This is a genomic window from Paraburkholderia sp. BR13444, assembly GCF_040948755.1.
GTDB classification, from domain to species: domain Bacteria; phylum Pseudomonadota; class Gammaproteobacteria; order Burkholderiales; family Burkholderiaceae; genus Paraburkholderia; species Paraburkholderia youngii.
Genome location: NZ_JBFPKM010000014.1, coordinates 32247 through 52290 on the forward strand (window position 1 = coordinate 32247; position 20044 = coordinate 52290).

A 20044-nucleotide genomic window follows, 5' to 3' on the forward strand; every position below is an offset into this window, starting at 1 on the left:
CGGTGCGTCGCGTGGCATAATCGACCGACACAGTCAGCCCGCAGTCATTACTACCCCGCATACCATGGCACAGACTCTCTACGACAAATTGTGGAACACGCACGTGGTCCACACGGAAGACGACGGCACAGCGATTCTCTACATCGACCGTCACCTGCTGCATGAAGTGACCAGCCCGCAGGCGTTCGAAGGCCTGAAAATGGCTCACCGTCCGGTGTGGCGCATCAGCGCGAACCTGGCCGTGTCCGACCACAACGTGCCAACCACGGACCGCAGCCACGGCATCGCCGATCCGGTCTCGAAGCTGCAGGTCGACACGCTCGACGCGAACTGCGACGCCTTCGGCATCACGCAGTTCAAGATGAACGACCAGCGTCAGGGCATCGTCCACATCATCGGGCCGGAACAGGGCGCAACGCTGCCGGGTATGACGATCGTCTGCGGCGACTCGCACACGTCCACGCACGGCGCGTTCGGCGCGCTCGCGCACGGCATCGGCACGTCGGAAGTCGAGCACGTGCTGGCCACGCAAACGCTGCTGCAGAAGAAGAGCAAGAACATGCTCGTGAAGGTCGAGGGCCAATTGCCGCGCGGCTGTACCGCGAAGGACATCGTGCTCGCGATCATCGGCAAAATCGGCACCGCGGGCGGTACCGGTTACGCGATGGAATTCGGCGGCTCGACGATCCGTTCGCTGACGATGGAAGGCCGCATGACGGTCTGCAACATGGCGATCGAAGCGGGCGCGCGCGCCGGCATGGTCGCCGTCGACGACACCACGGTCGAATACCTGAAAGGCCGTCCGTTCTCGCCGCAGGGCGTCGAGTGGGATCACGCGGTCGAGTACTGGAAGCAGTTCAAGTCGGACGAGGGCGCACATTTCGATCGCGTGGTCGAGCTGAACGCGGCCGAAATCGTGCCGCAGGTGACTTGGGGCACGTCGCCGGAAATGGTCACGCCGGTCGACGGCCGCGTGCCGGATCCGGAGCGCGAGAAGGACCCGGTCAAGCGCGACGCGATGGAGCGTGCGCTCAAGTACATGGCGCTCGAGCCGAACGCGCCGATCGAGTCGATCAAGCCGGATAAAATCTTCATCGGGTCGTGCACCAACGCGCGCATCGAAGACATTCGCGCCGCGGCTTACGTCGTGAAGAAGCTCGGCCGCCGCGTCGCGCCGAACATCCGTCTGGCGATGGTCGTGCCGGGTTCGGGGCTCGTGAAGGCGCAGGCGGAGCGTGAAGGCCTCGACAAGGTCTTTACCGAGGCCGGGTTCGAATGGCGTGAGCCGGGTTGCTCGATGTGTCTGGCAATGAACGCCGACCGGCTCGAGCCGGGCGAGCGCTGCGCGTCCACGTCGAACCGGAACTTCGAAGGTCGTCAGGGCGCCGGTGGGCGCACGCACCTGGTGAGCCCCGCAATGGCCGCGGCTGCAGCCATCGAAGGGCATTTCGTCGACATTCGCAAGCTTGGATGAATCGCATGATGAAGAACATGAATCGCATCACTCTATTGCGCCGCTTCGCACTCGGCACGCTCGCCGGGCTTCTGCTCGGCCTGGCCGGATGCAACACGGTGCACGGATTCGGCCAGGACATGTCGCACCTCGGCAATTCGATCAGCAATCACGCTGAGAAATAAGCGGTTTTTGATTTTTGCCGGCGATGCGGCGCGGGGGTCCAACCGCCGGTCGCATCGCCCGGTCCTGAACAGGCGCAAGCGTCATGGATAAATTCATCGTACACACCGGCGTCGTGGCGCCGCTCGATCGCGAGAACGTCGACACGGACGCGATCATTCCGAAGCAGTTCCTGAAGTCGATCAAGCGCACGGGCTTCGGTCCGAACGCGTTCGACGAATGGCGCTACCTCGACCACGGCGAACCGGGTCAGGACAACTCGAAGCGTCCGCTGAACCCGGACTTCGTGCTGAACCAGCCGCGCTATCAGGGCGCCTCGGTGCTGCTCGCGCGCAAGAATTTCGGTTGCGGCAGCTCGCGCGAACACGCGCCCTGGGCGTTGCAGCAGTACGGCTTTCGCGCGCTGATCGCGCCGAGCTTCGCCGACATCTTTTACAACAACTGCTTCAAGAACGGCGTGCTGCCGATCGTGCTGACCGAACAGCAGGTCGATCATCTGTTCAACGAGACGTATGCGTTCAACGGCTTCGAGCTGACGATCGACCTCGAAGCGCAAGTCGTGCGCACAGCCGACGGCGGCACCGAATATCCGTTCGAAGTCGCGGCGTTCCGCAAGTACTGCCTGCTGAACGGTTTCGACGACATCGGCCTCACGCTGCGTCACGCGGACAAGATCCGCCAGTTCGAAGCGGAGCGTCTCGCGAAGCAACCGTGGCTGAACAATCGCCTCGTCCGTTAAGCGAACCCGTTAGAGCGTAGGCGCGTCTAGTCCGCGCCCGCGTCGGTTTGCGCGAGAAACACCCGAAAAAATCATCAAGGAATTCGCATGAAGATCGCAGTATTGCCGGGCGACGGCATCGGTCCCGAAATCGTCAAGGAGGCCGTCAAGGTCCTGAACGTGCTCGGCGAGAAGTTCGAACTCGAAGAAGCGCCGGTCGGCGGCGCGGGCTACGAAGCGAAGGGCCATCCGCTGCCCGATTCGACGCTCGCACTGGCGAAGGAAGCCGACGCGATCCTGTTCGGCGCGGTCGGCGACTGGAAATACGACAAGCTCGAACGCGCTCTGCGCCCGGAGCAGGCGATCCTCGGTCTGCGCAAGCACCTGGAACTGTTCGCGAACTTCCGTCCGGCGATCTGCTACCCGCAACTGACGGGTGCGTCGTCGCTGAAGGAAGAGATCGTTTCGGGCCTCGACATCCTGATCGTGCGCGAACTGAACGGCGACATCTACTTCGGCGCGCCGCGCGGCGTGCGTACGTCGCCGGACGGCCTGTTCGCCGGCGCGAAGGAAGGCTTCGACACGATGCGCTATTCGGAACCGGAAGTGCGCCGCATCGCGCACGTCGCGTTCCAGGCGGCGCAAAAGCGCGGCAAGAAGCTGACCTCGGTCGATAAAGCCAATGTGCTCGAAACGTCGCAGTTCTGGAAGGACGTGATGATCGACGTGTCGAAGGAATATGCGGACGTCGAGCTGTCGCACATGTACGTCGACAACGCCGCGATGCAGCTCGTGAAGGCGCCGAAGTCGTTCGACGTGATCGTGACGGGCAACATGTTCGGCGACATCCTTTCCGACGAAGCGGCCATGCTGACCGGCTCGATCGGCATGCTGCCGTCGGCGTCGCTCGACAAGAACAACAAGGGGTTGTACGAGCCGTCGCACGGTTCCGCACCGGATATCGCCGGCAAGGGCGTTGCGAATCCGCTCGCTACGATTCTCTCCGCCGCGATGATGTTGCGCTATTCGCTGAATAAGGCCGAGCAGGCTGATCGCATCGAAACCGCGGTGAAGAAGGTGCTCGAACAAGGCTATCGCACCGGCGACATTCTCACGCCGGGTTGCAAGCAGGTCGGCACCGCCGCGATGGGCGATGCCGTCGTGGCCGCGCTGTAAAACGCGTGCAGTAGTCAGGTCACCAATACTGATCGTTAAAGCGCGAATCCGCCTTGAAACAGGCCGATTCGCGCGTCATACGGCGAAGAACGCCGCCAGTTTTCTGTTTTCGTGTATATTGTTGCGATGGCTCAGATCTCCCAAATCTCCTCGATTTCCAAATTGCACGGCACAACGGCCCGTGCAATCGAGTTCGCCATTACCATCAAAACCATTACCCCGAAAACGATCACGAAGCGCTGATCGTCCGTCGTGCCCGCCCATCTTCCCCGCGCGGTCACTGCGGGCAAAGATGCGGGGAAGTTTCCATTCGAAGGGTATGAAGTCATGAACGTAGGTCTCGTAGGTTGGCGCGGCATGGTCGGCAGCGTCCTGATGCAACGCATGCAGCAGGAAGGCGATTTCGACTTGATCGAACCGGTGTTTTTCAGCACCAGCAACGCGGGTGGCAACGCGCCGTCGTTCGCCAAAAACGAGACCAAGCTCAAAGATGCGACAAGCATTGAAGACCTGAAGAAGTGCGACGCGATCATCTCCTGCCAGGGCGGTGACTACACGAACGAAGTGTTCCCGAAGCTGCGCGCGGCGGGCTGGAACGGTTACTGGATCGACGCGGCTTCGTCGCTGCGCATGAAGGACGATGCGGTCATCATTCTCGATCCGGTCAACCTCGACGTGATCAAGAACGCGCTCGTCAAAGGTCAGAAGAACTTCATCGGCGGCAACTGCACGGTCAGCCTGATGCTGATGGCGCTGGGCGGCCTGTTCCGCGAAAACCTCGTCGACTGGATGACGGCCATGACTTACCAGGCCGCATCGGGCGCGGGTGCGCAGAACATGCGCGAATTGCTGTCACAAATGGGCACGCTGAACGGCGCGGTGAAGAACGAACTGGCTGACCCGGCTTCGGCGATTCTCGACATCGACCGCCGCGTGCTCGAAGCGATGAACAGCGACAGCATGCCGACCGACCATTTCGGCGTGCCGCTCGCGGGCTCGCTGATTCCGTGGATCGACAAGGATCTCGGCAACGGCATGTCGAAGGAAGAGTGGAAGGGCGGCGCGGAGACCAACAAGATTCTCGGCAAGCCGGCCATGGGCACGCCGGGTTCGATTCCGGTCGACGGTCTGTGCGTGCGAATCGGCGCAATGCGCTGTCACTCGCAAGCGCTGACGATCAAGCTGAACAAGGACGTGCCGCTCGACGAAGTGAACAGCATCCTCGCGTCGGGCAACGACTGGGTCAAGGTCGTGCCGAACGAGCGCGAAGCGTCGATGCGCGATCTGTCCCCGGCGGTCGTCACCGGTACGCTGACGGTGCCGGTCGGTCGCGTGCGCAAGCTCGCGATGGGTGGCGAATATCTGTCGGCCTTCACGGTCGGCGATCAGCTGCTGTGGGGCGCGGCTGAACCGCTGCGTCGTATGCTTCGCATTGTGCTCGACAAGTAAAGTAAACTACGCGCTCACGACGCGTAGACAACTCAAGAAGCGTCGCGCTTGCGCGGCGCTTTTTTCATTCTGTGCTCCGATCATCTTGTCTCTTTCCATTCGCAAAAAAGGCTGCGCGCTGACGCGCCAGGAGTCCCGATGAACTTTCGACGCTCCGCTCTTCGGGCCATGTTCATTCGTCACGAGAAGGTGCGATCTAGCAGCCGTCCGGCGGCGATGGCCGCTGGTGCCGCTTTCGCCATTGCTTTGCTCGGCGGTGGCCCGGGCAATGCGCTTGCCGCGCCGGCTCGTGCCACGGGCACGCCGGATACCGCTTCCGCTGGCAGTTCCACTACCGCTGTCGTTGCCGTCGCCGCGGGCGCGCAGTACACCGTACACGCAGGGCAGTCGCTGAACGATGTCGCGATCGCTATTACTCAGTCGCATGACCGCGCGGTTCTCGCGCGCGCGACGCGCGCATTGTTCGACACGAATCCGGCTGCGTTCATGAATCACGATCCGAGCCGCATGCGTGTGGGCGCGGTGTTGATTGTGCCGGCTCTCGATGCGTCGGGGGCCTTGGCGGCTTCGTCGACCGGGGCTGCGGCGGGGGCGTCCGAGTCCACGGCGGCTGTGCCCGCTTCTGCGCCGACGGCGGCACCTGCCGAGGCTGCGGCCAGCACGGCGAGTGCGGCCAGCGCCGCAGCTCAAGCGACGACGCCAGCCGCATCCGAGGTCTCTGGCGCGGCCAGCGCGGCGGTATCGACTGGCGCGGCGGCGGGCGGCTTGGCTTCGTCCGCGCCAGTGGCCGGTTCGGCGCCCGTGGCGGCGAGTGGCACCCAGGAATGGACCGGATCGATTCAATCGGCGCCGAGCGCGCCTGCCGGGCAAGCGCCGTCGGCGGCAACCGCGACTGCACCGGCGGCCGCACCCGCGCAGGCGGCTTCGCAGCCGCGTCAGCAGGTGTCGAGTCTGCAGCAACTGCTGGCGCTGAAAAACCGTGTGCTGATGGAATTGCAGAAACACGGTATCGGCGGGGTGCCGGTCGCTTCGGGGCCGAAGCCGACGAGCGCTGCGCAGCCCGCAGCGGCAGGTTCAGCGGCGACAGTGCCCGTGGCGCCGCAGCACGCGAATGCGGCGACGTCGCCGTCGAATGAGGGCGGGCTGTCTCAGCGCAATTTGAGCATCGCGGCGGCCGTGGGCGCGGCATTGGTCGTTCTGCTCGCTGCTCTGCGCATGGGTCGCCGCAAGCGCGAAAAGGAGGCTGCGGCGCGGGCTACCGAGGCAACTGATACCGAAGTGGCCGGATCGGCGCGTGACGCCGATTCGCGCGATGGCAGCGCGGTGGCAGGGCAGGCAGCTGTCACGGAAGCATCGGACGCGCAAGATCAGGAGCGTGCGCGGCAGGCCGCTGCGGCGGCAGCGGCGGAGCATGCGGCTGCGGAGCTCGAGGCAGCTGAGCGGGCAGCGGCAGAAAGCGCAGCGGCAGAACGTGCAGCAGCCGAGCAAGCCGCCGCGGAAAGAGCCGCAGCCGAACAGGCCGCAGAGGAGCGAGCAGCAGCAGAGCGAGCAGCAGCCGAGGAACATGCCGCGGCCGAACGCGTGGCAGCGGAACGCGCAGCAGCCGAACAAGCAGCAGCCGAACAAGCAGCAGCCGAACAAGCAGCGGCACGCGTCGCCGCCGAACATGCGGAAGCGGAACGCACAGCAGCAGCGCGCATCGCAGCCGAGCGCGCCGCAGAGGAACAGGCGACACAGCATGCAGGCACGCCCGAACCTACCGCACCGACGGCGCCACTCGCCGGCATCCCGCCGTCCAGCGAAAGCGAGCCGTCCACTGAGCCTCCATCGGTCGCACCGGCCGCCGACGAGACGCTGCGCTCCGCGGCCACGGCCGCCAATCTCGCCGCCGCGGCAGAGCTCGGCGCCGACGCGTTGCCGCTGGGGCCGCTCGAACCGGCCATCGGTGCGACGCAGGACGAGAACGCGCATCGCGTGCAATGGGACGAGGAATCCACAGAAAGCCCGAGCGCACCGCACACCGCGACGGCCGAACCGCAGTCTCCCCTGGACGTTCCACCCCCAGTGATCGATTTCACGCAACAGCAGATCGAACCGCTCGCCACCACGTCGCTCGGTCAGCCGTTAGGCGACATCCCCGTGCCGACGCAACCCGCGCCGTCCGCGCCGACCGAATTCCCGCGCGACGCCGCCGACGCATTCGGCAGCCTGAACATGCCGCTGCCGCCGCGCATCGAAGTGCCCACCGTCGGCGAAGCGGTGCCGTCCGCGTCGCTGTCGACGCAACCGGTCGCATCGCCCGACACGACCGCGCAGCAGGCCTTCGGCGTCCACGGCGCGGACGACGACGCGCCGCACATCGCCGACCAGATCGCCGCCGGCACAGCGGGTCACGGCGCCGTCGCAGGTCTCGGCGCGGCTGGCTTCGGCGCGCTGAAGCTCGACTTCGACCTCGAGTTGCCGCCGAGCCCGGCCCAGCCGCTGCCGGCCTTCACGCCGGCCGATCTCGCCCGCATCGCGCGCAACAAGCTGGAGTTGGCCTCCGAGTACATCGAGCTCGGCGATCTGGGGGGGGCGCGCGCGCTCATCAACGAAGTGATCGAAGCGAACGATCCAGCCACGCGCACCGAAGCCCGCGCGTTGCTTTCGACCCTCGCGCCGCTGTCGTGAAGCGCATCGCATTAGGCGTCCAGTACGACGGCGCCGCGTTCGCTGGATGGCAGTCGCAGCCGCATGGCAACACGGTTCAGGACGAACTCGAACGGGCGCTGCGCGAATTCACGCGCACGCCCGTGCATACGGTGGTCGCGGGCCGCACTGACCGCGGCGTGCATGGCTTGGGCCAGGTCGTACATTTCGACACCGAACTCGACCGCGTCGATATCTCCTGGGTGCGCGGCCCGAACGCGTTTCTGCCGAAGACGATCGGGGTGCAATGGGCCAAGCCGATGCCCGACGATTTTCACGCGCGGTTTTCGGCATTCGAGCGGACCTATTACTACGTGCTGTACGTCAGTCCGGTTCGCTCACCGATGCTCACGACGCGCGCCGGCTGGGTGCACACGCCGCTCGACGTCGACGCGATGCGTTCTGCCGCCGAGCATCTGATCGGCGAGCACGACTTTTCGGCCTTTCGTTCGTCGCAATGCCAGTCGAAGACGCCGTTCAAGCATCTGTACCAGATCGACGTCAAACGACAGGGTAACTTCGTGCATTTTCGCTTTCGCGCGAACGCGTTCCTGCATCACATGGTGCGCAACGTGATGGGCTGTCTGATTGAAATCGGCAGCGGCCGCCGCCCGGCCGCGTGGATGGCCGACGTGCTCGCGAGCCGCAGCCGCGACTGCGCGGCGCCGACCTTCATGCCCGACGGCCTGTATCTCGCGCAAGTGGGCTATCCTGAGCAATTCGGCGTGCCCGACCCGGCGACGGGCAGCGTGCCGTGGAGCAGCGTATGGACCGAGCAACCGGAAACATGAAAGCCGCAGAGACCCCCGCCAACCAGGCCGACGCCGCCGCCTTGCAAAGCGTGCCGCATCGCACGCGCATCAAGCTGTGCGGACTGTCGAAGCCCGCCGACATCGCACACGCGATCGACCTCGGCGCCGACGCGATCGGCCTCGTGTTCTATCCGCCGAGCGCGCGCTCGGTGAGCGTCGCGCAAGCGGTCGAGCTCGTGCACGACGTGCCGCCGTTCGTGTCGGTCGTCGGCCTGTTCGTCAACGCGACGCCGGACTGGGTCCAGGAAGTCGCGAGCAATGTGAACCTGACGATGTTGCAGTTCCACGGCGACGAGACGCCGGAACAGTGCGAGACGCTCGCCGGCGTTGCGGGTTTGCCTTGGTTGCGTGCGCTGCGAGTCGCGGCGGATACTCGATCGGCCGATTTGGTAAAATCGGCGTTCAACTATTCAGCAGCCAGTGGTCTTCTGTTCGACACCCATGTCGAAGGCTACGGCGGCGGCGGGAAGGTTTTCGATTGGTCACTTATTCCAGCAGAGCTCGCGCATCGGGCCGTTTTGAGTGGTGGGTTGAACACGCAAAACGTCAGTGATGCGATCCATCGCGTGCGCCCGTACGCGGTCGATGTCTCGAGCGGCATCGAAGTGCCGGGCGCCCGGGGCGTGAAAGATCACGCCCGGATGGCGGCGTTCGTACGCGCGGTGCGCGCCGCGGACGCTGAATGATTCAGGCTCGCGGGCGCTTTCCGAGGAAAGCCGCGAGCCATCCTGAGAAGAGTGATCACCATGTACAACTTGCCTGACGAAAGAGGCCACTTCGGCCAGTTTGGCGGCGTGTTCGTAGCCGAAACGCTGTTTTCCGCACTCGACGAGCTGCGCGAAGCGTACGAGAAATATCAGAAAGACCCGGAATTCGTCGCCGAATACGAGCGCGAACTGAAGTATTTCGTGGGTCGCCCCTCCCCGATTTATCATGCACAGCGCTGGAGCGAATTGCTCGGCGGCGCGCAGGTTTATCTGAAGCGTGAAGACCTGAATCACACCGGCGCGCACAAGATCAACAACGTGATCGGCCAGGCGCTGCTCGCCAAGCGCATGGGCAAGCCGCGCGTGATCGCTGAAACCGGTGCCGGTCAGCACGGCGTGGCCACGGCGACGATCTGCGCGCGCTTCGGCATGGAGTGCGTGGTCTACATGGGCGCCGAGGACGTACGCCGCCAGGCCGCCAACGTGTACCGCATGAAGCTGCTCGGCGCGACCGTCGTGCCGGTCGAATCGGGTTCGCGCACGCTGAAGGATGCGCTGAACGAAGCGATGCGCGACTGGGTCACCAACGTCGAAAATACGTTCTACATCATCGGCACGGTTGCGGGTCCGCATCCGTATCCGATGATGGTGCGCGACTTCCAGCGTGTGATCGGCGACGAATGCCGCGTGCAAATGCCCGAACTCGCCGGTCGCCAGCCGGATGCGGTCATCGCATGTGTTGGCGGCGGTTCGAATGCAATGGGTATCTTTTATCCGTACATCGATGACAAATCCGTGCAGTTGATTGGTGTCGAAGCGGCCGGCGACGGCATCGAAACGGGTCGCCACGCGGCTTCGCTGATCGGCGGCAGCCCCGGTGTGTTGCACGGCAATCGTACGTATCTGCTGCAGGATGAAGACGGCCAGATCATCGAGACGCATTCGGTATCGGCAGGTCTCGACTATCCGGGCGTCGGCCCCGAGCACGCGTGGCTAAAAGAGAGCAACCGCGCGCAGTATGTCGGCATTACCGACGAAGAAGCGTTGAAGGCGTTCCACGACTGCTGCCGCATCGAGGGCATTATTCCTGCGCTGGAGTCGAGCCACGCGCTCGCGTACGCCACGAAGCTCGCGCCGACCTTGTCGAAAGACAAGATCCTGCTGGTCAACCTGTCGGGCCGCGGCGACAAGGACATGCACACGGTCGCCGAGCGATCGGGTATCCAGTTCTGAGCCGCGGCGATGCGCGACGAGTTCGACGAGCCGCAACCGGCGATTGAAACCACGAATCCGGCCGCCAAAGTACCGGCGGCCGCGGCATCTGCACCGCTGCTTGCGCAAGTGCCGGCCGGCATTCAGCTGTTGAACCGCGATTTTCTGACCGATGTAGCGAACATTCCCGACGGGTCGATCGACCTGATCGTCTGCGATCCGCCTTACGGACTGGGGAAGGACTATGGCAACGACTCGGACATGCGCACGGGCGAGGAATTTCTCGTCTGGACGCGTGGCTGGCTCGAGCGGGCTGTCCCGAAGCTCAAGCCGTCGGGTTCGCTCTACATTTTCTGCACCTGGCAATACGCGCCGGAAATCTTCAGTTTCCTGAAGACGAAACTCGTGATGGTCAACGAAATCATCTGGGACCGGCGCGTGCCGAGTATGGGCGGCACCACGCGCCGCTTCACGTCGGTGCACGACAACATCGGTTTTTTCGCGGTGTCGAAGGACTATTTCTTCGATCTCGATCCCGTCCGCATCCCGTACGATGCAGTCACGAAGAAGGCGCGTTCGCGAAAGTTGTTCGAAGGAAGCAAGTGGCTGGAGCTTGGCTATAATCCGAAGGATGTCTGGTCGGTCTCGCGTCTGCATCGGCAACATGCCGAGCGCGTCGCGCATCCGACCCAGAAACCCCTGGAAATCGTCGAGCGGATGGTGCTGTCCAGCTGCCCGAAGGGCGGCCGCGTGCTCGACCCGTTCATGGGCAGCGGTACCACCGCAGTCGCTTGCGTCCGTCATCAGCGCGAATTCGTCGGCTATGAGATCAACGAGAGCTATTGCGCGATAGCGCGCGAGCGCGTCAGCGCCGCCGCTACGCCTGCTCCAACGCGTCGGACCCGATCGAAGCCCAAAGTGCAGCCGTCGACCGAAGTGCAGTGAAAACCGCGAAATATGCCGCTAATTTCGCCTAAAGGCGCGCGCGGTGATGAGCGCGCAGTAGCCCTCATTCGAGAATACTTCCATGTCCCGTATCAAGAACACGTTTGCCGCGCTGTCGGCCCAAGGTAAGAAAGGCTTGATCCCGTTCATGACCGCAGGCGATCCGGACCCGGCTCGCACGGTCGAATTCATGCACGCGCTCGCCGCCGGCGGCGCCGATGTGATTGAACTCGGCGTGCCGTTTTCCGATCCGATGGCCGACGGTCCCGTGATCCAGCAGTCGTCCGAACGTGCGCTCGCAAAGGGCGTGTCGCTGCGTCACGTGCTGGCCGACGTCCAGCGCTTCCGCCAAACCGACGACAAAACCCCCGTTGTGCTGATGGGCTATGCGAACCCGATCGAGCGGATGGGCGCCGAGGCCTTCGCGAAAGCCGCGAAGGAAGCCGGTGTCGACGGCGTGCTGGTGGTCGATTATCCGCCTGAAGAATGCGTTAACTTCGCTGAACAGATGCAGTCTGCCGGTATCGATCCGATCTTTTTGCTCGCGCCGACCTCAACCGACGAACGTATCGCCGAAGTCGGCCGCATCGCCAGTGGTTACGTCTACTATGTGTCGCTGAAAGGGGTCACCGGCGCCGCAAATCTGGACGTTTCCAGCATCGCGAGTAAAATCCCGGCCATCAAGTCGCGCGTCCCCCTGCCAGTGGGCGTCGGTTTCGGCATTCGCGACGCGCAAACGGCGCGTGCGGTGGGCGAGGTGGCCGATGCCGTCGTGATCGGCAGCCGTATCGTTCAATTGCTCGAACAGGCAGCGCCCGACGCCGCTGCCGAGACGCTCAAGCGTTTCGTTGCCGAAGTGCGCGAGGCGCTCGATAGCGTCGCGACTGCCCGATAACAGTTATTTTTGTCGCGGTAACGTGAGCGGCGGGCTCGTCCCGCCGTTTGCGCGACTGCTGACCCAGAAGGATTCCCTATGAGCTGGCTCGATAAGCTGCTGCCGCCAAAAATCAAACAAACCGACCCGAAGAACCGCAAGGGAATTCCGGAAGGCCTGTGGATCAAGTGCCCGTCGTGCGAAGCCGTGCTGTATCGCAACGACGTGGAGGCCAATCTGCATGTTTGCCCGAAGTGCGACCATCACATGCGCATCGGCGCGCGTGAGCGGCTCGACAGCCTGCTCGATCCGGAAGGCCGCTACGAAATCGGCCAGGAAATCGTTCCGGTCGACGCGCTGAAGTTCAAAGATAGCCGCAAGTATCCCGAGCGCATCAAAGAGGCGATGGATGAAACGGACGAGACCGATGCAATGGTCGTGATGGGCGGCGCGATTCACACGCTGCCGGTCGTCGTGGCGAACTTCGAGTTCTCGTTCATGGGCGGCTCGATGGGTTCGGTGGTCGGCGAGCGTTTCGTGCGCGGCGCACAGAACGCGCTCGAACAGAAAGTGCCGTTCATCTGCTTCACCGCTTCGGGCGGTGCGCGGATGCAGGAAAGCCTGCTGTCGCTGATGCAGATGGCGAAGACCACCGCGATGCTCACGAAGCTGGCCGAAGCCAAGCTGCCGTTCATCTCGGTGCTGACCGACCCGACGATGGGCGGCGTGTCAGCGAGTTTCGCGTTCCTCGGCGACGTCGTGATCGCCGAGCCGAAGGCGCTGATCGGCTTTGCCGGCCCGCGTGTGATTGAACAGACGGTGCGCGAGAAACTGCCGGAAGGGTTCCAACGCGCCGAGTTCCTGTTGCAAAAGGGCGCGATCGACATGATCGTCGATCGTCGCAAGCTGCGCGAAGAGATAGCGCAATTGCTGGCGCTGTTGAGCCATCAGCCGGCGGACGCGGTCGCGTAAGAACCGGCACCGAAGCAATCAACAAAATAGCGCGCCGCGTGAGCAATCAAGCGGCGCGCTGTCATTTCCGGGATAATTACGGTCGCCTGCGATGCCGTTTCGAGGTTTATGCGCACAAACCCGGTCTCCACCCATGACCGGCGACCGCGATCCGGACCGCGACCGCCTGACCAGCACCCTTCGCAGCACTGCAGACAGAACTACCGCGACTCACTCAAGATTCACCCGATGACGACATTCCCCACCCTCGACGCGTGGCTCACGCACCTTGAATCCGCGCATCCGGTCGGCATCGACATGGGTTTGAGCCGCATCTCCCAGGTACGCGATGCGATGCAGCTGTCGTTCGCGTGCCCGATCATCACGGTCGGCGGCACGAACGGCAAAGGCTCGACGTGCGCGATTCTCGAAGCGATTCTGCTGCGCGCGGGCTACACCGTCGGCTGCCATACGTCGCCGCATCTGCTGTCGTTCAACGAACGCGCGCGCATCAACGGCGCAATGGCGAGCGACGCAGATCTGCTGCCGCACTTCGAAGCGGTCGAAGCCGCGCGCCAGAGCCTGGCCAAACCGGTTTCGCTGACCTACTTCGAATTTACGACGCTGGCGATCATGAGCCTGTTCGCGTCGCGCGGCCTCGACGCGGTGATTTTCGAGGTCGGCCTCGGCGGGCGTCTCGACGCGGTCAATATCCTCGATACCGACTGCGCGATCATCACCAGCATCGACATCGATCACACCGACTATCTCGGCGACACGCGCGAGAAAATCGCCTTCGAAAAGGCCGGTATCTTCCGCCCCGGCAAGCCGGCAATCTGCGCGGACCCGGTGCCGCCGCAATCGCTGATCGATCACGCGGAAAAGATCGGCGCGCAATTGTGGCTGTTCGGCCGCGACTTCCGTTACGAAGGCCAAGCCGGCAGCGAGCGTCAGCAGTGGAGCTACGTCGGACCGACGCTGCGGCGCTCGGCGCTCGCCTATCCGTCGCTGCGCGGCGCGAATCAGCTGATCAACACGTCGGCGGCGCTGGCCGGGCTCGAAGCATTGCGCGACCGTCTGCCGGTGTCGGCGCAGGACATCCGGCTCGGCATCGCCAACGTGGATTTGCCGGGCCGTTTCCAGGTGCTGCCGGGCAAGCCGTCCATCGTGCTCGATGTCGGCCACAACCCGCATGCCGCCGCGGTGCTTGGGCAGAATCTCGGCAACATGGGCTTTTTCCCTTACACGTACGCCGTGTTCGGTGCGATGCGCGACAAGGACATCGCCGGCGTGCTCAGTCATCTGAAAGGCGAGATCGATCACTGGTGCGTGACCGATCTGCCGACCCCGCGCGCCGCGTCCGCGCAAGAGCTGGAAACCGCGTTGCGCGAGTTGGGCGTGGACGACAGCGCCGACAGCAGCGTCACGCGTTACTCGACGCCGGCAGAGGCTTTCCAGGACGCGCTAAAACGTGCGTCAGAGAATGATAGAATCGTGGTTTTCGGCAGTTTCTATACGGTAGCGGGTGTGATGGCCTACCGGAAATCGCAGCAACACTGAGCGGGCGCCAGGCTCGAACCAAGCGATTCATGGGAATTTTCTCGTTCGGCAAGAAAGACGACGCGCCTAGCCGGCGCGGCGCAAACACCAGTTCCAATCGGGCCGCCCGCGGTGAGCGCGTCGAGCGGCGTACCCGCCGCACCGAGCGCACCGTCGATGCAGATGCAATGCTGCTCGACCCCACGCTGCCGGAAAAGCAGCGCGCGCGCCGCCGGCTCGTCGGCGCAATCGCACTGGTCGTCGCGGCGGTAATCATTCTGCCGATGGTGCTGGATTCGCACCCGAAGCCCGTCACCGACGACATCTCGATCGACATCCCCAACCGGCCCGCGCCGAGGCTCTCCAGATCCACCGCCAACGAAGACGTGCAAGCTGGCGTCGCGCCGGACAATCCGCCGGCCGCCGACAGCGGCATCGCGGCGTCCAGCCTCGCGCCGGCAGCGACCGCGGCATCCGCGGCGACAACGGCGGCGGCCCCGGCCTCTGCCGCGAAACCAACGCAATCGGCTCAATCGACCGCAGCGAAACAGGGCACGGCCCCGTCCGTCGCCACCGGCACCGTTACCGCCGCGACGCCGAAGCCCGCCGCGAAGCCGCAAACGCAGTCACTTGCTGCCAACCCCAGTCCCGCCGCGCCCGCCAAACAGACGAAACCACCCGCCGCCGCACCGTCGGCATCGACCGACGACGACGCGAATCCGGCCACCGCCAGCGCCGACGCGAACTCCGGCACGCCGGCCTCGCCGCCGGGCAACCGTTTCGCGGTGCAGCTCGGCGCCTTCTCGAACGAAGCGAATGCGCGCAATTGGGCCGCGAAGTTGAAAGCGGCGGGCGTGCCCACATATACCGAGCACCGGAAGCAAGCCGACGGTTCTACGCTGACATTGCTGCGTGCGGGCCCGTTCGCCGACCGCGCCGCGGCCACCGCCGCTGTCGCGAAGGTCCGCGAGGCGGGCCTCGTATCGGGCTCGAACGGCGGCAGCGCACAGTAAGCGAGCGATGTTCACTGCCTTCGACTACGCTGTAATGGCGGTGATCGGTTTGTCGGCGCTGCGAGGCGCCTGGCGCGGTTTGCTGTCGGAAGTGTTTGGTTTGATCGGCTGGGTCGCGGCGTTTTTCGTCGCCTGCGAGTTCGTCGGCTACGTGGTCCCGTACATCCCGTCCACCTGGCCGGGCGGCGCGTTGACGCAGTGGCTGCTGGCTTTTTCGCTCGTGGTGATCGGCGTAGTGCTGGTCGCGAGCGTGGTGAGCGCGCTGCTCAGCCGTCTCGTGCAGGTCACGGGCCTGGGCGGTGCGGACCGCTCGCTCGGTTTGATGTTCGGCCTCGTCCGCGGGGTCGTTCTGGTGCTGATTCTGGTCGCCCTCGCAGGCTTGACCGAACTGCCCAAAGAGGAATTCTGGCGCAACGCGCTGCTTCGTCCATATGCGGTTGCGGGCGTACGCGCGATGAAACCGCTGCTCCCCGAGGCGCTCGCCGCTTACGTCCATGTGGACGATCTGGGCGCCCCGAGCAACGCGCAACAGGACTCCGGCGCATACCGGCTGCCATGACGGCGTAGCGCGTCCCGTCGCATCGAAGCGCGGGCGCGAGCATAGGCACCGGTCGCCATCACGAATTTTGTACCTTTGAAGGACATGCCATGTGCGGCATCGTAGGCGTAGTTTCCCACTCCCCGGTCAACCAGCTGATCTATGACAGCCTGCTGCTGCTGCAGCATCGCGGTCAGGACGCTGCCGGCATCGCGACGGCGAACGGCAGCAATTTCCACATGCACAAGGCCAACGGCATGGTGCGCGACGTGTTCCGCACGCGCAACATGCGTAGCCTGCCGGGCACGACCGGCATCGGCCAGGTCCGTTACCCGACCGCCGGTTCGGCGTCGAGCGAAGAAGAGGCGCAGCCGTTCTACGTGAACGCGCCGTTCGGCATCATCCTCGCGCACAACGGCAACCTGACCAACTGGCAGCAGCTGAAAGATGAGATGTTCCGCATCGATCGCCGCCACGTGAACACCAATTCCGATACCGAAGTGCTGCTCAACGTGTTCGCGCACGAATTGCAACTGTCGAGTTCGGGTCTGCAACTCGATCCGGCCGCGCTGTTCAAGGCGGTATCGGGCGTGCATCGGCGGGTGCGGGGTTCTTATGCGATCGTCGCGCTGATCGCCGGCTACGGTCTGCTCGGCGTCCGCGACCCGTTCGGTATTCGCCCTCTGTGCCTCGGCAAGCTGGAAACGGCTGAAGGCGTCGAGTGGATGCTGGCGTCGGAATCGGTGGCGATCGAAGGCATCGGTTTCGAATTCGTGCGCGACGTGCAGCCGGGCGAGGCGGTTTTCATCGACGCGGAAGGCCAACTGCATTCGCAGCAGTGCGCGACGGCTCCGAGCCTGAACCCCTGCATCTTCGAACTCGTGTATCTGGCGCGTCCGGATTCGGTGCTCGACGGCGTGCCGGTCTACAACGTGCGTCTGCGCATGGGTGACTACCTCGCCGAGAAGATCAAGCGCGAGCTGCCCGACGTCGCGATCGACGTCGTGATGCCGATTCCCGACTCGTCGCGCCCGGCCGCGATGCAGGTCGCGAAGAAGCTCGGCGTCGAGTATCGCGAGGGCTTCTTCAAGAACCGCTATGTAGGCCGTACCTTCATCATGCCGGGCCAGGCGGTGCGCAAGAAGTCGGTGCGCCAGAAGCTGAACGCGATGAACATCGAGTTCAAGGGCAAGAACGTGCTGATCGTCGACGACTCGATCGTGCGCGGCACGACGTCGCACGAAATCGTGCAGATGGCGCGCGATGCGGGCGCGAACAAGGTGATTTTCGCGTCGGCGGCGCCGCCGGTGAAATTCCCGAACGTCTACGGCATCGACATGCCGACGCGCGGCGAACTGGTCGCGCACGGCCGCTCGGACGAGGAAGTCGCGCGCATGATCGGCGCGGATCACCTCGTGTACCAGGACGTCGACGCGCTGAAGCAGGCGGTGCGCGATATCAACCCGGCGCTGAAGGCGTTCGAGGCTTCGTGCTTCGACGGCAACTACGTGACCGGCGACATCACGACCGAGTACCTCGACCGCATCGAAAGCGCGCGTCTCGCGCCGTCGTCGCAATCGGATCGCGATGCCGCGAGCGAAGCGATCGACGGTGGCGGCCCGGCGCGTTCGCAGCTGCATCTGCAACTGTCGGTGGGTTGAGCGCACACACCGCACCTTTCCGCACACGAAGCCCGCTTATGCCGATGCAAAGCGGGCTTTTTTGTTGCTGCCTCATTTAGCCGCCGAGGCAGCGACCGACTCCTGGAGACCAGACCCAACATGGACGACTCCCTGAACCTCGACTTCGACACGCTGGCCGTCCGCTCGGGCACCGCGCGCAGCGACTTCAACGAGCACTCGGAAGCGATCTTCCTCACCTCGAGCTTCGTGTTCGCGAGCGCCGCGGAAGCCGCCGAGCGCTTCAGGAACTCCGAAGACTATTTCACGTACTCGCGCTTCTCGAATCCGACCGTCTCGATGTTCCAGGACCGGCTGGCCGCGCTCGAAGGCGGCGAGGCCTGTATCGCGACGGCGTCGGGGATGGCCGCGATCATGTCGGTCGTGATGTCGACGTTGCAGGCGGGCGACCACCTCGTGAGCTCGCGGGCGCTGTTCGGCTCGACGCTCGGCATGTTCTCGCAGATCTTCAGCAAGTTCGGCATCACGACCACGTTCGTCGATCCGACCGATTTGAACGCGTGGAACGAAGCGGTGCGTCCCGAAACGAAGATGTTCTTCCTCGAAACGCCTTCCAACCCGCTGACCGAGGTTTCGGATATCGAAGCGATCGGCAGGATCGCGAAGGCCGCGAATGCGCTGTTCGTCGTCGATAACTGCTTCTGCAGCCCGGCGTTGCAGCAACCGCTGAAACTGGGCGCGGACGTCGTCATGCATTCGGCGACCAAGTTCCTCGACGGCCAAGGCCGTGTGCTCGGCGGCGCGCTGGTCGGTTCGAAGCAATTCATCATGGAAAAGGTGTTTCCGTTCGTGCGCAGTGCCGGGCCGACGCTGTCCGCGTTCAACGCGTGGGTACTGTTGAAAGGCATGGAAACGCTGTCGCTGCGTGTCGAAAAGCAGTCGGCGAATGCGCTCGAAATCGCGCGCTGGCTCGACTCGCATCCGGCCGTCGATCGCGTGTTCTATCCGGGGCTCGAATCGCATCCGCAGCATGCGCTCGCGATGCGTCAGCAGAAGTCGGGCGGCGCGATCGTGTCGTTCGAACTGAAGGGCGACACGCCGGAACAGATGCGTGCGAACGCATGGCGCGTGATCGACGGCACTAAGGTCTGTTCGATCACCGGCAACCTGGGCGACACGCGTACGACGATCACGCATCCGGCAACGACCACGCACGGCCGCATCACGCCCGAAGCGCGCGCGGCGGCGGGCATCAGCGAAGGTCTGATCCGGCTTGCGGTGGGGCTCGAAAACGCGGCCGATATCCGTGCGGATCTGCAGCGTGGATTAGAAGGCTGACAGGAACCTTCGCCGCCCTCAGTGCCGCAACGCGCGCCACTGCCCGGGCGCCAGCCCAAAACGCCGCGTAAATGCGTGCGTGTAAGCGCTCTGATCGCCGAAGCCAATGTCGAGCGCGATATCGGTCAACGAAAGACGTGGGTCCGCGAGCAGCGTGACCGACGTGTCGAGCCGCAGCCGCTGCAAATAGCGATGCGGTGTCTCGCCGAACGCATCGGTAAACAGTTGGTGAAAACGCCGCATGCCGAAGCCGCAGTGCGCGGCGAGGTCGGCGATCTTCAGCGGCTCGGACAGATGCGCGCGCAGCCAGCGGTCGATGCGCGCGAAATCGAGCCGAACGCCTTCGCTCTGGGCACCGGCGAGCGCCCCGGAATCGACGACCAGCGCGGCGCCCAGACGTGCGGCGGCATCCCAATGGAAGCGACGGTGACCGAAGGCATCGTCTTGCGCTTCGCCCACGCCGCCCGCCGCATGCGCGGCAATCGTGTGCACGAGTTGCGCGAGCGCTGGATCGACGGCCACGGCTCGCGCGCGCTCAAACAGCCGCTCGGGCACCGCCAGCGACGTCGCGGGCAAATCGAGTACGAGCTGCCGGTTGGTGCCGACGCCCGAATATTCGTGCCGCGCGCCGGCCGGGATCAGCCATGCGGAGCCGGCGTCGATCTGCTCCGCGACGCCGTCCACCGCCATCACCATCGCGCCGTCGAGCCCCAGCACGACCTGGTGGAAGTCGTGCACGTCCGACGCTTCGATCGCGCCATAGCAGCGCAGCGAAACGTTAGGGGCAGTGACGGCGGCGTGGCCCATG

The 20044-nt window shown here is 64.4% G+C and carries 19 protein-coding genes; 17 read left to right on the top strand and 2 right to left on the bottom strand.

Annotated features, from left to right (window positions below):
- The first annotated feature begins 64 nt into the window (after positions 1 to 64).
- The 4 genes from leuC (at position 65) to leuB (ending at position 3530) form a co-directional block, all read left to right on the top strand.
- Positions 65 to 1474: a 3-isopropylmalate dehydratase large subunit gene (leuC, locus tag AB3X95_RS29970; RefSeq protein WP_176123362.1), complete on the top strand. Its 1410-nt coding sequence runs from the start codon at positions 65 to 67 to the stop codon at positions 1472 to 1474.
- Between the two features lie 5 nt (positions 1475 to 1479).
- Complete coding sequence (locus AB3X95_RS29975) at positions 1480 to 1638, top strand: entericidin A/B family lipoprotein (RefSeq protein WP_013092936.1); 159 nt, start codon at positions 1480 to 1482, stop codon at positions 1636 to 1638.
- A gap of 83 nt (positions 1639 to 1721) precedes the next feature.
- Positions 1722 to 2375 carry a 3-isopropylmalate dehydratase small subunit gene (leuD, locus tag AB3X95_RS29980; protein ID WP_018424120.1) on the top strand — a complete coding sequence of 218 codons (654 nt, stop codon included), beginning with the start codon at positions 1722 to 1724 and terminating at the stop codon, positions 2373 to 2375.
- A gap of 87 nt (positions 2376 to 2462) precedes the next feature.
- Positions 2463 to 3530: a 3-isopropylmalate dehydrogenase gene (gene leuB / locus AB3X95_RS29985; protein WP_018433950.1), complete on the top strand. Its 1068-nt coding sequence runs from the start codon at positions 2463 to 2465 to the stop codon at positions 3528 to 3530.
- Between the two features lie 131 nt (positions 3531 to 3661).
- Here the strand turns inward: leuB and AB3X95_RS29990 are convergent, their stop codons facing one another.
- Positions 3662 to 3859, bottom strand: a complete 198-nt coding sequence (locus AB3X95_RS29990) for a hypothetical protein (protein ID WP_168991556.1) — start codon at positions 3857 to 3859, stop codon at positions 3662 to 3664.
- On the opposite strand from AB3X95_RS29990, the gene asd reads away from it, so the two are divergent.
- The 13 genes from asd to AB3X95_RS30055 all read left to right on the top strand — a co-directional run bounded on the left by asd (position 3858) and on the right by AB3X95_RS30055 (position 19236).
- On the top strand, positions 3858 to 4979 hold the full coding sequence (asd, locus tag AB3X95_RS29995; RefSeq protein ID WP_176107169.1) for an aspartate-semialdehyde dehydrogenase: 1122 nt from the start codon (positions 3858 to 3860) through the stop codon (positions 4977 to 4979). The two genes, AB3X95_RS29990 and asd, sit on opposite strands and share 2 nt — an antisense overlap.
- A 138-nt stretch (positions 4980 to 5117) precedes the next feature.
- Positions 5118 to 7649 carry a FimV/HubP family polar landmark protein gene (locus AB3X95_RS30000; protein ID WP_368623253.1) on the top strand — a complete coding sequence of 844 codons (2532 nt, stop codon included), beginning with the start codon at positions 5118 to 5120 and terminating at the stop codon, positions 7647 to 7649.
- Positions 7646 to 8458: a tRNA pseudouridine(38-40) synthase TruA gene (gene truA / locus AB3X95_RS30005; RefSeq protein ID WP_176123359.1), complete on the top strand. Its 813-nt coding sequence runs from the start codon at positions 7646 to 7648 to the stop codon at positions 8456 to 8458. Before AB3X95_RS30000 ends, truA begins: the two co-directional genes overlap by 4 nt.
- Complete coding sequence (locus tag AB3X95_RS30010; protein ID WP_176123358.1) at positions 8455 to 9165, top strand: phosphoribosylanthranilate isomerase; 711 nt, start codon at positions 8455 to 8457, stop codon at positions 9163 to 9165. Before truA ends, AB3X95_RS30010 begins: the two co-directional genes overlap by 4 nt.
- A gap of 60 nt (positions 9166 to 9225) precedes the next feature.
- Positions 9226 to 10419 carry a tryptophan synthase subunit beta gene (gene trpB, locus AB3X95_RS30015; protein ID WP_013092943.1) on the top strand — a complete coding sequence of 398 codons (1194 nt, stop codon included), beginning with the start codon at positions 9226 to 9228 and terminating at the stop codon, positions 10417 to 10419.
- 9 nt (positions 10420 to 10428) lie between these two features.
- Positions 10429 to 11343, top strand: a complete 915-nt coding sequence (locus tag AB3X95_RS30020) for a site-specific DNA-methyltransferase (RefSeq protein ID WP_368623254.1) — start codon at positions 10429 to 10431, stop codon at positions 11341 to 11343.
- A gap of 82 nt (positions 11344 to 11425) precedes the next feature.
- The gene (gene trpA, locus AB3X95_RS30025) at positions 11426 to 12238 is read left to right on the top strand and encodes a tryptophan synthase subunit alpha (protein ID WP_176367565.1); all 813 of its coding nucleotides are present in this window, start codon (positions 11426 to 11428) and stop codon (positions 12236 to 12238) included.
- A 78-nt stretch (positions 12239 to 12316) separates the two neighbouring features.
- Positions 12317 to 13189 (top strand): acetyl-CoA carboxylase, carboxyltransferase subunit beta, encoded by an 873-nt coding sequence (accD, locus tag AB3X95_RS30030; protein ID WP_176123354.1) that lies wholly within the window; start codon positions 12317 to 12319, stop codon positions 13187 to 13189.
- Positions 13190 to 13417: 228 nt separating this feature from the next.
- A complete protein-coding gene (gene folC / locus AB3X95_RS30035; protein WP_176123353.1) occupies positions 13418 to 14728 on the top strand; it encodes a bifunctional tetrahydrofolate synthase/dihydrofolate synthase in 1311 nt (436 codons plus the stop codon).
- Between the two features lie 29 nt (positions 14729 to 14757).
- The gene (locus AB3X95_RS30040; protein ID WP_368623255.1) at positions 14758 to 15720 is read left to right on the top strand and encodes an SPOR domain-containing protein; all 963 of its coding nucleotides are present in this window, start codon (positions 14758 to 14760) and stop codon (positions 15718 to 15720) included.
- 7 nt (positions 15721 to 15727) lie between these two features.
- Positions 15728 to 16279, top strand: a complete 552-nt coding sequence (locus tag AB3X95_RS30045; RefSeq protein ID WP_176367568.1) for a CvpA family protein — start codon at positions 15728 to 15730, stop codon at positions 16277 to 16279.
- Positions 16280 to 16368: 89 nt separating this feature from the next.
- Positions 16369 to 17919 carry an amidophosphoribosyltransferase gene (gene purF / locus AB3X95_RS30050; RefSeq protein WP_176107179.1) on the top strand — a complete coding sequence of 517 codons (1551 nt, stop codon included), beginning with the start codon at positions 16369 to 16371 and terminating at the stop codon, positions 17917 to 17919.
- A 120-nt stretch (positions 17920 to 18039) separates the two neighbouring features.
- Complete coding sequence (locus AB3X95_RS30055; RefSeq protein WP_368623256.1) at positions 18040 to 19236, top strand: O-succinylhomoserine sulfhydrylase; 1197 nt, start codon at positions 18040 to 18042, stop codon at positions 19234 to 19236.
- Between the two features lie 18 nt (positions 19237 to 19254).
- On the opposite strand, the gene AB3X95_RS30060 is transcribed toward AB3X95_RS30055, so the two are convergent.
- Positions 19255 to 20043, bottom strand: a complete 789-nt coding sequence (locus tag AB3X95_RS30060; protein WP_368623257.1) for an AraC family transcriptional regulator — start codon at positions 20041 to 20043, stop codon at positions 19255 to 19257.
- Position 20044 lies beyond the last annotated feature (1 nt).

Bases quoted from the DNA above. Each gene is read 5' to 3' on its own strand.
- leuC (WP_176123362.1), top strand. From the start codon at position 65: ATGGCACAGACTCTCTACGACAAATTGTGGAACACGCACGTGGTCCAC.
- AB3X95_RS29975 (WP_013092936.1), top strand. From the start codon at position 1,480: ATGATGAAGAACATGAATCGCATCACTCTATTGCGCCGCTTCGCACTC.
- leuD (WP_018424120.1), top strand. From the start codon at position 1,722: ATGGATAAATTCATCGTACACACCGGCGTCGTGGCGCCGCTCGATCGC.
- leuB (WP_018433950.1), top strand. From the start codon at position 2,463: ATGAAGATCGCAGTATTGCCGGGCGACGGCATCGGTCCCGAAATCGTC.
- asd (WP_176107169.1), top strand. From the start codon at position 3,858: ATGAACGTAGGTCTCGTAGGTTGGCGCGGCATGGTCGGCAGCGTCCTG.
- AB3X95_RS29990 (WP_168991556.1), bottom strand. From the start codon at position 3,859: ATGACTTCATACCCTTCGAATGGAAACTTCCCCGCATCTTTGCCCGCA.
- AB3X95_RS30000 (WP_368623253.1), top strand. From the start codon at position 5,118: ATGAACTTTCGACGCTCCGCTCTTCGGGCCATGTTCATTCGTCACGAG.
- AB3X95_RS30010 (WP_176123358.1), top strand. From the start codon at position 8,455: ATGAAAGCCGCAGAGACCCCCGCCAACCAGGCCGACGCCGCCGCCTTG.
- trpB (WP_013092943.1), top strand. From the start codon at position 9,226: ATGTACAACTTGCCTGACGAAAGAGGCCACTTCGGCCAGTTTGGCGGC.
- AB3X95_RS30020 (WP_368623254.1), top strand. From the start codon at position 10,429: ATGCGCGACGAGTTCGACGAGCCGCAACCGGCGATTGAAACCACGAAT.
- trpA (WP_176367565.1), top strand. From the start codon at position 11,426: ATGTCCCGTATCAAGAACACGTTTGCCGCGCTGTCGGCCCAAGGTAAG.
- accD (WP_176123354.1), top strand. From the start codon at position 12,317: ATGAGCTGGCTCGATAAGCTGCTGCCGCCAAAAATCAAACAAACCGAC.
- folC (WP_176123353.1), top strand. From the start codon at position 13,418: ATGACGACATTCCCCACCCTCGACGCGTGGCTCACGCACCTTGAATCC.
- AB3X95_RS30040 (WP_368623255.1), top strand. From the start codon at position 14,758: ATGGGAATTTTCTCGTTCGGCAAGAAAGACGACGCGCCTAGCCGGCGC.
- AB3X95_RS30045 (WP_176367568.1), top strand. From the start codon at position 15,728: ATGTTCACTGCCTTCGACTACGCTGTAATGGCGGTGATCGGTTTGTCG.
- purF (WP_176107179.1), top strand. From the start codon at position 16,369: ATGTGCGGCATCGTAGGCGTAGTTTCCCACTCCCCGGTCAACCAGCTG.
- AB3X95_RS30055 (WP_368623256.1), top strand. From the start codon at position 18,040: ATGGACGACTCCCTGAACCTCGACTTCGACACGCTGGCCGTCCGCTCG.
- AB3X95_RS30060 (WP_368623257.1), bottom strand. From the start codon at position 20,043: ATGGGCCACGCCGCCGTCACTGCCCCTAACGTTTCGCTGCGCTGCTAT.